Genomic DNA, 12,639 nt, shown 5'->3' with positions numbered 1-12,639 from the left:
TGGACAGGCGGATCATGCACCAGATGACACAGATGACGGCCGACGTCTCCTACGCGGGCCGCGGGGCCATCGCGGCCTTCCCGCACAGCATCGAGGCCCGGCACCGCCACGGACTACGCGAGCAGTTGCTCTGGCTGGCCAACCAGCGGATCGGGGAACTCGTCATCGACGTCGGCGCGGCGCTCATGTGCGACGAGGCGCTCGCGGGGATCGTGGAGCGGGTACGCACCCGGGCCACGGCCCGCGGTATCCGGGTCTCGCTCATCACCACGCCGGACTCTCCGGCCGAACGCGTGCTCGCCCGGGCCGGACTCACCCGGTCGCTGACGGTGTACCGGACCCGCGAGGAGGCGCTCCGGGCGCTCACCGAGACCCCCGTCCCCGCGCAGCGGCGTTCGGCACCCTCCACCGCGGAACAGCGGGCGGCACGGACACTCCCGAAGCGCTGAGGCGCCGTCCCGGAGGCCGAAAAGGCGGGCGGCTAGCGCCACGCCCGTTCGCCCAGCATCTCCGGCTCGACGTTGCGGACGCCGTCGAGGGCGGCGAGACGTTCGACCAGCCGCAGCGACTCGGCGATCTCCCCGCGCGCCCCGCGCACCCAGGCGGTGTGCGGGGCGTATGCGGGTACCCGGTCGATGACCACTCCGATGCCGGCCAACTCGGCGCGCTGCTCCTCGGCCCGTTCCCCCTCGGCGAAGCGGACGTGCAGGCGCCCGGTCGGCACGACGACCTCTCCCCCGGGCGTCCGGCGGTACACCGGTCCCACACGGCTGCCCGGGGGCAGCCGGAGGGGAGGGCCCTGGACGACGGACACCGTCTCCCCCGCGGAGTGCACGGCGACGGATTCACGGTCCAGCCGGTAGCGGGGGCCGGCCACGGCGGTGGAGGAGGGGACCTCCTCGGGAGCCCCAACGGGCGGTTCCGGTGCTTCCACATCCCCAGTTTCGCACGTCACCCCCCCTTGATCACCATGCGTGAGTGATCACATACTCAAAGCGAACAGCATGGTACGACGAGGGGGGAACACCATGGTCACCTGCAGGTTCGGGGGGACCGACGGCTTCCGGCTGGAGCTGCTCGACCACGACGACCTGGTCGTCGTGCGCACCCGACGGCGCGGCACCCGCCACGAGACCGCGCCTTTGGGACGCCGCAGTCGCGAGGCGGGTGGGCGGCTGTCCGCGCTGTTCGGCCTGCCCGACGTCGGCGTGGACGTGTACGCGGCCCCGACCGGTGCGGCGCGCGAACTGGCCGACATCATCCACACCGATCCCGAGGTGCGCTTCGCCGGTCGTGGACTGCGCGACCCCTCGGGCGCGCCCGTCGTCTACACCGAGAACGTCTTCGTCAAATTCGCCGACGACGCGTCGGCCGATCACTGCGAACGCGTCCTGACGGGGGCCGGGCTCACCGTCAAACGGACGCTCGGCTACGCCCGCGGGGCCTACTTCGTCGCCGCTCCGGAGGGCACCGGCCCCGCCGTGTTCGATCTGGCCGAGGAGCTGCTGGACCGCGACGACGTCGACCTGTGCCACCCCGAGCTGATCCGCGAGCCGAGCCACCGGGCCGCCTTCCCCCACCAATGGCACCTGGGACCGGTCACCGTCGACGGCCGGAGCGTCGACGCCCACGCCAACGTGGTGGCCGCCTGGCAGACCACCCGCGGTGAGGGAACGACCATCTGCGTCATCGACGACGGCTTCGACATCGACCACCGGGAGTTCTCCTCGGACGGCAAGATCGTCGCCCCCCGTTCCGCCAGCCCTCCCCGTTCCGGTGACCCCCGTCCCGGGCACGGCAACCACCACGGGACGGCCTGCGCCGGCGTCGCCTGCGCCGACGGCGTCGGCGAGGCGTCCGGGGTGGCGCCCGCCGCGCGGCTGATGCCCATCCGGCTCGTCTCCGGCCTGGGCTCCCAGGACGAGGCCGACGCCTTCGTGTGGGCCGCCGACCACGGTGCCGACATCATCTCGTGCAGTTGGGGTCCCCGGGACGGCCGCTGGTGGGATCCCTCCGACCCGCTGCACGACCAGGTGGTGCCCCTGCCCGACAGCACCCGGCTGGCCATCGACCACGCGGTGCGCAACGGCCGTGGCGGGCGCGGCTGCGTCGTCGTCTGGGCCGCGGGCAACGGCGCCGAGAGCGTCGACAACGACGGCTACGCCAGCAACGAACAGGTCATCGCGGTGGCGGCCTGCAACGATCGCGGGGAGCAGAGCGCCTACAGCGACCACGGCGAGGCGATCTGGTGCTGCTTCCCCAGCAGCGACGGCCACGAATCCCTCACCCCCGGCATCTGGACCACCGATCGCCGGGGGCGGGACGGCTACAACCCGGGGGACAGCTCGCTGGGGGACGAACGAGGGGACTACACCAACTCCTTCGGTGGCACGTCGAGCGCCTGCCCGGGCGCCGCCGGCGTCGCCGCGCTGATTCTGGCGACCGCGCCCGAACTCACCTGGAGCGAGGTCAAGGACGTCATCCGCGTCTCGGCCCGGCGCATCGACGACACTCCCGGCGAGTACGACGAGCGGGGCCACAGCAAACGCTACGGGTACGGCCGCGTCGACGCCAAGGCCGCCGTGGCCGAGGCCGCCTCCCGCGCCGCGGCGGGGCGCGCCCGAAGCGACGACCCCGAGGCCGGCGAGCCCGAGCCTCCGCTCGTTCCCGCCTGACGCGTCCTCGGGGCCCGCTCCACGGAGCGGTGACGACCGTTCGACCTCGGACGGCGGGGGTGGGCCGGGGCGCCGGTGGGAGGGCGGCGTCGAATCGGGGCGGCCCATTGTCATCCGGGGAGAAGGTGTCCTCCGCCCGTTCGGATCCCGTGTCACCCGGCCGGGCGGAGGGCGGGGAGCTGTTGTACGGTGTGCGCCCGCCCTTCCTCGGACGGGCGCACACCGTGTCCTCGGCCTCTGCGCGGATGAGCCGGTGCCCGGACACCCGGACGTCTCCTTTCCGCGCTCTCGGGGTCGTCCGCCGGTCAGTCGCCGCCGGACGGGCCGAGGTGCCCGGCACGGTCGTGCCGGGCCGGCTGGGGACGGGGCTGGGCGCGTAACTCGGCGAGCAGGTCGTCCAAGCTCGGCGCGTGCAGCATCTGGGCCTGCATTCCACTGCGGTAGCCCTCGCGGAGGATGGCGGTGTAGTCGGGAGCGCCTCGACCGTCGTGGAATTCGCAGATCAGATAGGCCGGAAACTCCTCTCTGGCGGCGGCCAGCGCGTCATCGGGATGGAGTTGGTACACGCCTTCACCCCTTTTCGACTCGGACGAAACGGTTCGCGTCGGAGTGCCCAGCTACCCATCGCGCTCCAAAGCACACACCCGGTACCCGCCTTCCTGTGGGACCGGATCGGCTCGACGCGCACGGCGCCCGTCCCGCCTCCCTCTTGCGGCCTCGGGCGATTCCTCCCGGGCTCCCCGCGTTTCCCGCTTGCCTCGCCCACTGCCGGACCGCAGAATGCTCCGGGACCGATCGATCGAACGTTTCCGGAGGTCACGTGGGCCGCATCGTTCTCCTGGCCACCGGTGGGACCATCGCGTCCCGCGCATCGGCGCAGGGCCGGCGGGTCAGCGCCGGGGCGGCGGAACTGCTGCGGAGCGCCCTGGAGGTGGACGGGCTCGGCGCCACCGTGGTGGAGACCCGTGACGTCTCCGCCACCGCGGGCTTCGCCGTGGACGTGCCCGGGGCGCTGGCCCTGGTGCGCACCGTGCGCGCGGCCGTCAACGAGGCGGACGGCGTGGTGGTCACCCACGGCACGGACACGTTGGAGGAGGTGGCGTTCCTGCTCGCGTTGGCGCACGCGGGACGTGCCCCCGTCGTCGTGACCGGCGCCCAGCGCCCTTTCGACGACCCCGCGCCGGACGGTCCCCGCAACCTCTCCGCCGCGCTGCGCTGGGCGGCCTCCCCCGCGTCCGCTGGTTCGGGGGTGATGATCGCCTTCGCCGACGCGATCCTGCCCGCGATCGGCGTACGCAAGACCCACGCGCTGGCGCTCGACGCCTTCTCGGCACCGGATCGAGGACCCTCGGGGCACGTCGACGAGGCGGGGGTGCGCCACCACCATTTCGCCTCCCCGCCCGGCCCTCTGCTCACCTCCGACCTCGTCGACCTTCCCCGGGTCGAGGTGGTCGCGCAGTATCTGGGCTGTGACGGCTCGCAGGTCGGACGGGCGGTGCAGGCCGGCGCCCGCGGTCTCGTCGTCGCGGCGTTCGGGGCGGGCAACGCCACCCCGGGAACGGTGCGCGCCTGCCTGCAGGCGCTGGAGACGGGCACGCCCGTGATCGTGGCCGGCCGGACCGGGGCCGGAGCGGTCACCGGCCTGTACGCCGGCGGGGGCGCCGACCTCGCCGAGGCCGGCGCGATCTTCGCGGGTGATCTCTCCCCCTGGCAGGCCCGACTGTTGCTGGCCGTGGCCCTGGCCCCCGAGCCCGAGACCCCCGACGTCGAGGCGGTCGCCTGGCGGTGCCGCACCTGGCTGCGCGCGGCGGGCGCGATCGCGGCGGAGGACTGACCGCCCACGGGCTGCGACGTCCCGCGGGAGATCTTGCGAGTGGCACGACGAAGGGAGCCGACTGTCATGGCGAAGGAGATCCTGGTGGCCTACGGCGTCGACGTGGACGCGGTGGGAGGCTGGCTCGGCTCCTACGGGGGCGCGGGCTCGCCCTGCGACATCTCCCGTGGCATGTTCGCGGGCGAGGTGGGGGTGCCCCGCCTGCTGGAGCTGTTCCGGCGCGCCGCCATCCCCACGACGTGGTTCTGGCCCGGCCACTCCATCGAGACGTTCCCCGAACAGTTCACGGCCTGCTCCCAGGCCGGTCATGAGATCGGCGTGCACGGCTACAGCCACGAGAACCCGATCGCGATGTCGCGCGACCAGGAGATCGCGGTCCTGGACCGGTGCATCGAACTCATCGAGGAGCGTGCCGGGCGGCGTCCCGTCGGCTACGTCGCCCCGTGGTGGGAGTTCTCCCCCATCACCAACGAGCTCCTGCTGGAACGGGGGTTCCGCTACGACCACTCCCTGATGCACCACGACTTCCAGCCCTATTACGTGCGGGTGGGCGACTCGTGGACCCCGATCGACTACGACAGGCCCGCCCAGGAGTGGATGCGCCCGTTGGAGCGCGGCGAGGAGACCGACCTGATCGAGATCCCCGCGTCGTGGCACCTCGACGACCTGCCACCGATGATGTTCATCAAGTCCAGTCCGAACAGCCACGGCTTCGTCAACCCGCGCGACATCGAGCAGATGTGGCGGGATCAGTTCGACTGGGTGTACCGCGAATACGACTACGCGGTCTTCGCGATGACGATTCACCCCGACGTGTCGGGCCGTCCCCACGTGCTGTCGATGCACGAACGGCTGATCGAGCACGTCAACGGGCACGAAGGGGTGCGTTGGGCCACCTTCGAGGAGATCGCCGCGGACTTCGCCCGGCGCCGCCCGCGCGACTGAGGGCGGGGCGCGGACGGTCCGGCCGCCTGCGGCCATCCCCTTGACCGCCTCGCGGACGATCCGGTGCGCTGGACCCCACGGGCCGCTCCTCCCCACGACGGCCCGGCAGGGAAGGGATCCGGTGGACGGTCATCCCCCCGAGGCGGCACGGACTGGCCCTGTGCCTGCGGGGCCAGGGGCGGCGCGAGGAGGCGCGAAGCGAGTTCGAGCTCGCGCTGGCCGGCCGCGAGCGGGTGCTGGGCCCCGACCATCCCCACACCGAGGAGTCCCGCGCGGCCCTGGCCGACTCGTGAACGCCCCGCGGGCAGGGCGCCCCGTTTCCGCGCAGGCATGGTGGCGCCCTTCCCGTCGCCGGCCGGCCCCGGACGCGACCGTGCCCTCGCCCGGTTCCGACGGACGAGGGCACGCGCGGGGAGGCTGCCCTGCTTCAGACCACCGTTTCCGGCCGGGCCACCGGGTCGTGCAGGACCGGGCGGCAGGCCAGCGCACCGCAGCGCAGACAGTGCAGCCGCGCGGCCTCCTCGGGGCACGGCGTCATCTGGCCGCACTGGTCGCACTCGTGGAATCCGTCCAGTTCGAGGACGTCCAGGGGCGTCAGTTCATGAGGGCGGTCGCAGGCCAGGCACGTCACGACGACCGGGTGCCCCCAGTCGATGCGACCGTGCGCCGCGGCCACGTAGTCGAGCCTGCGCGGTTCGGTCACCAGTCCGCATTCGGGGCACCGACTGAACGGGTTCGGGTACTCCCTGCCACTGTCCATCCGCATCCTCCGGTTACCGGGCGTGAACCCCGCCCCGGGCCGGGGCGGGGACGAGGACAAGACGACGTGGGGGTTTCGGGGTCGGGGATCCCGGATCGGGCGCGACTCGCGCCCTGCCGTCAGCCGGGACTTCGGGCCACGCCGGACGGAACGTCCGCGAGGGGTGGCCGGGAATCCCCGGGAGACCAGCGGCACAGCCGGTCACCTGCTGACAGTTCGGTCATAGGGAGAAATTAGCACTACGCCCCAGGGACGTATCGAATGTCCTTTTCAAAGCGTCTGGCGATGCTTTGACCCTTCAGGGGTGGACTGCTCCCGTCGGACCGCCCGACGAACCACCGCTGGTGCGGGGAGAGCAAGGCGAAGGGCGAGCGGGCCGCCGTCCTCGGCCCGCTCGCCCCTCCTCCCCCGGCCTGCGCCGCGCCGGGAAGGGCGTGCCCGCCCGCCCCGTTTCTTTCCTTCAGGTTTTCCCGCTCAGGCGCAGATTTTCACCTCACCTGGTCCTCGACCGCGGGTCGTCACGACTGGAGCCGACCGTCCACACGCCGCGGAACCCCGGTGAAACCGTCCCGCAGCTCCTCCGGCAACACCTCCTGCGGCGCGTTCTGCCAGGTGATCGGGCGCAGGAAACGGCGGATCGAGGTGAGGCCGACCGAGGTGTGCAGCGGATCGGTGGTCGCCGGCCACGGCCCACCGTGCGTCATCGCCGCGCTCACCGCGACCCCGGTCGGGAAACCGTTGAACACGACCCGGCCGCAGAAGTCGCGCAACCGCGCGGCCGCGCGCTGCGCCGTCGCGTCCTGCGTCTCCCGCGCCGAGAGAACGGTGCCGGTGAGCGAACCCGGCAGGGCGGACAGCGCCCGCATCAGCTCCTCCTCGTCCCGGTAGGTGACCACCAGGGTCAAAGGACCGAAGCACTCCTCGGCGACCTCGGCGTCCAGGCGTCGCGCTTCGGTCGCCAAGAGCAGCACCGGCGCCTGCCAGCCGTCCTCGCCGGGGGCCGCGCCCTCCGCCAACACGCGGGTCGCCTCGGACAGCACCGCCGAACGCGACAGGTAGCCCTCGCGGATGCCCTGACTCAGCAGCGTTCCGGCCGCACGGCCGGAGACCGCCTCGGCCATCGCCGTGGCGACCGCCTCCCCCGACTCGCCCTCGGGCAGGAACACCAGGCCGGGCTTGGTGCAGAACTGCCCCTGGCCCATGGTGAAGGAGCCGACGATCCCCTCGGCGATCTCGCCCGCGCGCTGGTCGGCGGCCCGCGGGGTCACGACCAGGGGGTTGACACTGCCCAGCTCGCCGTAGAAGGGGATCGGGTCCGGTCGCCCGGCCGCCAGATCGAACAGGGCCCGGCCGCCGCGCAGCGACCCCGTGAACCCCACCGCCTTGATCCGGGGGTCGGTGACCAGCAGGGCCCCCGCCTCCTGTCCGTGGACGAGCCCCAGCACGCCACGCGGCGCCCCGGCCTCCAGCGCGGCGGCGGCCATCACCTCGAAGCAGCGCTGCGACGTGGCCGGGTGGCCCGGATGGGCCTTGACCACCACCGGACAGCCCGCAGCCAACGCCGCCACCGTGTCGCCCCCGGGCACCGAGAAGGCCAGCGGGAAGTTGCCCGCCCCGAAGACCGCCACCGGCCCCAACGGCATCAGCATCCGCCGCAGGTCCGGCCGGGGACCCATCGGCGTGTCCATCGGGTGGTCGATCACGGCTTCGAGGTAGGAGCCCTCCTCCACCGCGTCGGCGAACAGCTCGAACTGGTAACGGGTGCGCGTCAGCTCGCCGTTGAGCCGCTGGGCGCCCAACGCGGTCTCCCGGTCGGCCACCCCCACGATCGTCTCGCGGTCGGCCTCCAGGGCGGCCGCCATCGCCCGCAGCATGCGGACCCGCGCGGCGCGCCCGAGTCGTTCCAGCTCGGGTGCCGCCTGGGCGGCGGCGGCGCACAGCGCGGCCACCTCCTCCGGCGAGCTCTCGGTGGCGACCACCTCCGCCACCTTCCCCGTGCGCGGATCGATGCTGAGGACCTCGGCCTGATCGGCCATGGTGAACCTTCCTCTCCTTGTCGTGGGTGGGACGGAGCGCGGGGCGGCCCGCCCCACGGGTCAGGTGGTGAACGCGAGGCCGGCGCTGATGGCGGCGGCGATGAGGAACGCGATGCCCCCCATGAGCGTCTCCATCATCGTCCAGCTCTTCAACGTGGTCTTGATGTCGATGTCGAGGTAGCGGTTCATCAGCCAGAACCCGGAGTCGTTGACGTGGGACAGCACGGTCCCGCCCGCCGCGATCGCGATGACGACGAGCGCGATCTCCGGTTGGCCCATCCCGGCCTGGGCGATGAGCGGTGCCACGATCGGGGCGGTCGTGACGATGGCGACCGTCTTGGAGCCCAGGGCCACGCGCAGCGCCGTGGCGATGATGAAGGCCAGCACGATCACGGGCAGGGAGGTCTCACCCAGCACGTCGGCCAGCGCCTCCCCGGCTCCCGTGCGTTCCAGCACCTCGCCGAAGACCCCGCCGGCCCCGGTGACGAGCAGGACCAGCGCGACCGGGCCGAGCGCGGCGGTCGCCGCCTTCTCGACGCGCTCCAGGCTGAACCCGCCGCGCAGCCCCAGCAGCCAGAACGACAGCAGCGTCGCGATGATCAGCGCCGTGATCGGGTCGCCGATGAACATCAGCGCGTCGCGCAGGCCGCTCTCGGGCAGGAACACCGAGGAGAAGGTGTTGAGCAGGATGAGCAGGACCGGCAGCGTGATGATGGCCAGGGTGAGGCCCAACCCCGGGGCGCGCGCCTCCTCGTCGCCGTCCTCCCCCTTGGCCTGGCGTTCGGCCTCGGCGGAGAGGCCGGCGGGAACCGGGACGAAGACGCGGTCGCCCAGGCGCGAGCCGAACAGGTAGGCGCCGAGATACCAGGCGGGCAGGCCGCAGATGAGACCCATGATCGTGACCCACCCCAGGCTCGCGCCGAGCAGTCCCGCCGCGGCCACCGGGCCGGGATGCGGCGGCAGCACCGCGTGCATGATCGCCAGTCCGCCCGCGGCCGGCAGGGCGATGCTGATCAGCGAACGTCCCGACCGTTTGGCGACGGCGTAGATGAGCGGCAGCATGATGATGAAGCCGACATCGAAGAAGACCGGGATGCCGAAGATCAGCGCGGTCACACCGACGGCCAGCGGGGAACGCCGTTCCCCGAAGCGTTTGAGCAGGTACTCGGAGAGGACGCGGGCCGCGCCCGACTCCTCCATCATCCGGCCGAGCATCGCGCCGAGGGCCACGATGATGGCGATGTCGCCGAGTGTCGCCCCCATGCCTTCCTGGAGCACACCGGGGATGTCGACGAAACGCAGGCCCGAGACGGCCCCCACGGCGATGCTGACGATGAGCAGCGCGATGAAGGCGTGCATCTTCGCCGCCATGACGAGCACGAGCAGCAGCGCCACGCCGCCGACGACGGTCGCGATGAGCGCCCATTCCGGCAGCGACCAGGCCAGCTCGACCGTCTCGGCGGCCAGTGGCCGCGGCTGGATAGGGTGGTTGAGAGGGGTCATGTGGATGCCTTCCGCAGGATCCGGGGCGCATCCGGCTCGATCCGGCTGCGCCCGTTGCGGCGCCGTCCCGCGAGGGCGGGGCGACGCCGAGGAGGGGCTTCCGGGTGGCGGCCACCACCCGGAAGCCGTGACCGCGCCCGCGCGGCACGGTCCGTGGGGCCGGCAGGGAGATCCGCTACCAGCGGGGCAGCCGCGGAGCGTTCCACTCCGGTTCGACGACCCGCATCGCGGCGACGTCGTCGCGGTCGCGTACCTCGCTGTCGGCCCAGCGACGGTGCAGGTCGGCCAGCGCCTCCCGGTCCAGCTCGACGCCCAGGCCGGGTTCGTCGCCGACCTCGACCGCGCCCCCGGTGAAGGTGTGCGGGCGGGTGATGACGTCCTCCTCCTGCCAGGGGCGATGGGTGTCGCAGGCGTGGTGGAGGTTGGGGACGGCCGCGGCGACCTGGGTCATCGCGGCGAGGCTGATACCCAGATGGGTGTTGGAGTGCATGGAGACCCCCACCCCGTAGCAGCGGCACATCGCCGCGAGGTCGAGGGTGGCGCGCAGCCCGCCCCAGTAGTGGTGGTCGCTGAGCACCACCTGGACGGCGCGGCGGGCGAACGCCTCGGGCACCTCGTCGAAGCCGGTGACGCACATGTTGGTGGCCAGGGGCATGCCGGTCTCGGCGTGGACCCGCGCCATACCCTCGACGCCCGCGGTGGGGTCCTCCAGGTACTCCAGGACCCCGGTGAGCTCGCGGGCCACGTACAGGCTCGTCTCCACCGACCAGGCGCTGTTGGGGTCCAGGCGCAGCGGCATGTCCGGGAACGCCTCGCGCAGCGCGCGCACCGCGGCGATCTCGGCGTCGGGCTCGAAGACCCCGCCCTTGAGCTTGATCGAGGTGAAGCCGTAGCGTTCGACGAAGATCCGGGCCTGCTCGACCACGCCGGCGGGATCCAGCGCGGCGCCCCAGGCGTCGGGGTCCTGCCCGGGATGGGCGGCCCACTTGTAGAACAGGTAGGCGCTGTAGTCCACGCGGTCGCGCACCTTGCCGCCGAGCAGCGCGTGGACGGGGACACCGAGGACCTTCCCCCAGGCGTCGAGGAACGCGACCTCGAAGGCCGCGAACACGCTGGCCTTGAGCTTGGCCAGGTCGCGCTTGCCGCGCAGGCCCGAGGCGGGGACGTCCGCGGTGGCGGCCTCCCCGGTCTCCTCCCCGAGGATCTGGTCGATGAGGGCCTTCAGCGCGGTCGGGCGCGCGACCTCCACCCCGTCGAGATGGGGGGCGACCTTGCGGATCGCGTCGAGGTATTCGGTGTCGCCGTAGGTCTCCCCCAGGCCGACGTGGCCGGAGGCGGTGTGCACCTCGATGATGGTGCGGGGGGTGAGGGGCTGGTGAACCCCCTGGAGGTTGAGCAACGGCGGGTCGGTGATGAGGATCGGGGTGACGCGCACCTCGGAAACGCGCGCGCCGGTCGTCGGTGTGGTCATGGGGTCTCCTGGGGGGTCAGCGGGCGACGAGGCTCAGACCGGTGCGGATGAGCTCGCGCGCCTCCTCGAGGTGCTCGGGGGCGGGTTCGGCCAGCGGGGAACGGACCGGGCCGACGTCGGCCCCGATCTCCTTCGCGCGGATCCGCGCCGCGGCCTTGACCAGCGACACCGGGTATCCCGTCCCCTTGTCGCGCAGCCGCACCCAGGGGATGTAGAAGCCGTCGAGGAGGCCGTCGACCGTCGCGTCGTCCCCCTCACCGAGCGCGCGGAAGAAGGCGCCGGCGATCTCGGGGGCGAAGGCGTGCACGGCCGAGGAGTAGGCGGGCACACCGGTGGCGGCGTAGGCGCGGGCCTGGAGTTCGGCGGTCGGCGCGCCGTTGAAGAACAGGAACCCCTCGGGCGCGGCGCGGACGAGGCGCTGGACCCGGTCGAGGTCGCTGTGCCCGTCCTTGAGACCGATGACGGTGGGCACGCGCGCCAGCTCGGCCAGCGTCTCGGGGGCGAAGGTGACGTTGTCGCGCTGGTAGACGATGAGCGGCAGCCCGGTGGCCGCGGCGACCGCCTCGACGTGGGCGCGCAGTCCCTCTTGGGGGGAGCGGATCAGGTAGGGGGGCAGGAGCAGCAGCGCGTCGGCGCCGGCGCGCTGGGCGGCGCGGGCGAACTCCACCGCCAGTGGCGTGCCGTAGCCGGTGCCGGCGACAACGGGCAGGCGGCCCGCTGCGCGGCGGACCGCGGCGGTGACGATCCGCTCGTACTCCTCGACGCCCAGGTTGAAGAACTCCCCCGTCCCGCAGGCGACGAAGAGCGCCCCGGGGTCGGCGGCGAGCTGGTGGTCGAGGTAGGCGTCGAACTCGGCGGGGGCGAACTCCCCGTCGGGGCCGAATGCGGTCAGCGGGAAGGCGAGGACGGAACGGCGCATGCCCTCGGCGAGCCGCTCGGCGGTCTCGCGGACGCCCGCGGGACGATCGACCGGATCCCGGGGCGTGGTCACATCACTCAATTTGTCTCCATATGTAGACAGCTTTTTCGTATGGAAACGAACATTAATCTGCGAGACACATCACGTCAACATGTGAGCAACGCTGCCAGGAGGGTGGAAACCGGGCATCGGACGCCCGCTCCGCACCTCAGGCGAGGCGCGCCGCTCCCGCGTCCCCAGCGGATCCCGCGGCCACGCCGCGCCCACGACACGCTGCCTTCGGCCCGGCCGGCGCCACCCCGGCGGCCCCGATGACGCGGGAGAGCATGGCCACCGGCACGTCCGGGCAGGTCACCCCGCCCCCAGAGGCGCCCCGTCCCGCGTTTCCGCCGACGCCGACCGGCGCTGTCCACCCCCTTGGATACAATCTCCGGATCTAGACAGACATCGACACGACTCCGGTCGCCGGACTTCGCGTCCGCGACCGCGTCCATGC

The 12,639-nt window shown here is 72.6% G+C and carries 12 protein-coding genes; 5 read left to right on the top strand and 7 right to left on the bottom strand.

Annotated features, from left to right (window positions below):
- The first annotated feature begins 23 nt into the window (after positions 1–23).
- Positions 24–449, top strand: coding sequence for an STAS domain-containing protein (locus ACYVHU_RS20010; protein WP_144290637.1), 426 nt, complete (start codon positions 24–26; stop codon positions 447–449).
- Between the two features lie 32 nt (positions 450–481).
- On the opposite strand, the gene ACYVHU_RS20005 is transcribed toward ACYVHU_RS20010, so the two are convergent.
- A complete protein-coding gene (locus tag ACYVHU_RS20005) occupies positions 482–934 on the bottom strand; it encodes a hypothetical protein (protein WP_144290638.1) in 453 nt (150 codons plus the stop codon).
- Positions 935–1,028: 94 nt separating this feature from the next.
- On the opposite strand from ACYVHU_RS20005, the gene ACYVHU_RS20000 reads away from it, so the two are divergent.
- Positions 1,029–2,675 carry a S8 family peptidase gene (locus tag ACYVHU_RS20000; RefSeq protein ID WP_498949235.1) on the top strand — a complete coding sequence of 549 codons (1,647 nt, stop codon included), beginning with the start codon at positions 1,029–1,031 and terminating at the stop codon, positions 2,673–2,675.
- A gap of 305 nt (positions 2,676–2,980) precedes the next feature.
- On the opposite strand, the gene ACYVHU_RS19995 is transcribed toward ACYVHU_RS20000, so the two are convergent.
- Positions 2,981–3,241, bottom strand: coding sequence for a hypothetical protein (locus ACYVHU_RS19995; protein ID WP_498949233.1), 261 nt, complete (start codon positions 3,239–3,241; stop codon positions 2,981–2,983).
- Positions 3,242–3,495: 254 nt separating this feature from the next.
- On the opposite strand from ACYVHU_RS19995, the gene ACYVHU_RS19990 reads away from it, so the two are divergent.
- The 3 genes from ACYVHU_RS19990 (at position 3,496) to ACYVHU_RS19980 (ending at position 5,747) form a co-directional block, all read left to right on the top strand.
- A complete protein-coding gene (locus ACYVHU_RS19990; RefSeq protein WP_498949231.1) occupies positions 3,496–4,509 on the top strand; it encodes an asparaginase in 1,014 nt (337 codons plus the stop codon).
- Positions 4,510–4,575: 66 nt separating this feature from the next.
- Positions 4,576–5,454, top strand: coding sequence for a polysaccharide deacetylase family protein (locus tag ACYVHU_RS19985; RefSeq protein WP_078759540.1), 879 nt, complete (start codon positions 4,576–4,578; stop codon positions 5,452–5,454).
- A gap of 68 nt (positions 5,455–5,522) precedes the next feature.
- The gene (locus tag ACYVHU_RS19980) at positions 5,523–5,747 is read left to right on the top strand and encodes a tetratricopeptide repeat protein (protein WP_498949283.1); all 225 of its coding nucleotides are present in this window, start codon (positions 5,523–5,525) and stop codon (positions 5,745–5,747) included.
- Between the two features lie 134 nt (positions 5,748–5,881).
- On the opposite strand, the gene ACYVHU_RS19975 is transcribed toward ACYVHU_RS19980, so the two are convergent.
- The 5 genes from ACYVHU_RS19975 to ACYVHU_RS19955 all read right to left on the bottom strand — a co-directional run bounded on the left by ACYVHU_RS19975 (position 5,882) and on the right by ACYVHU_RS19955 (position 12,224).
- Positions 5,882–6,214 carry a hypothetical protein gene (locus ACYVHU_RS19975; RefSeq protein ID WP_078759541.1) on the bottom strand — a complete coding sequence of 111 codons (333 nt, stop codon included), beginning with the start codon at positions 6,212–6,214 and terminating at the stop codon, positions 5,882–5,884.
- A gap of 518 nt (positions 6,215–6,732) precedes the next feature.
- Positions 6,733–8,250, bottom strand: coding sequence for an aldehyde dehydrogenase (NADP(+)) (locus ACYVHU_RS19970; RefSeq protein ID WP_498949229.1), 1,518 nt, complete (start codon positions 8,248–8,250; stop codon positions 6,733–6,735).
- 60 nt (positions 8,251–8,310) lie between these two features.
- A complete protein-coding gene (locus tag ACYVHU_RS19965) occupies positions 8,311–9,753 on the bottom strand; it encodes a GntP family permease (protein WP_078759543.1) in 1,443 nt (480 codons plus the stop codon).
- 175 nt (positions 9,754–9,928) lie between these two features.
- Positions 9,929–11,224 (bottom strand): glucarate dehydratase family protein, encoded by a 1,296-nt coding sequence (locus tag ACYVHU_RS19960; protein WP_432941110.1) that lies wholly within the window; start codon positions 11,222–11,224, stop codon positions 9,929–9,931.
- A 16-nt stretch (positions 11,225–11,240) separates the two neighbouring features.
- A complete protein-coding gene (locus tag ACYVHU_RS19955) occupies positions 11,241–12,224 on the bottom strand; it encodes a 5-dehydro-4-deoxyglucarate dehydratase (RefSeq protein ID WP_078759545.1) in 984 nt (327 codons plus the stop codon).
- Between the last annotated feature and the right edge of the window lie 415 nt (positions 12,225–12,639).

The sequence above is a fragment of the Marinactinospora endophytica genome, from assembly GCF_054780875.1.
This window is presented reverse-complemented; position numbering and strand designations above follow the sequence as displayed.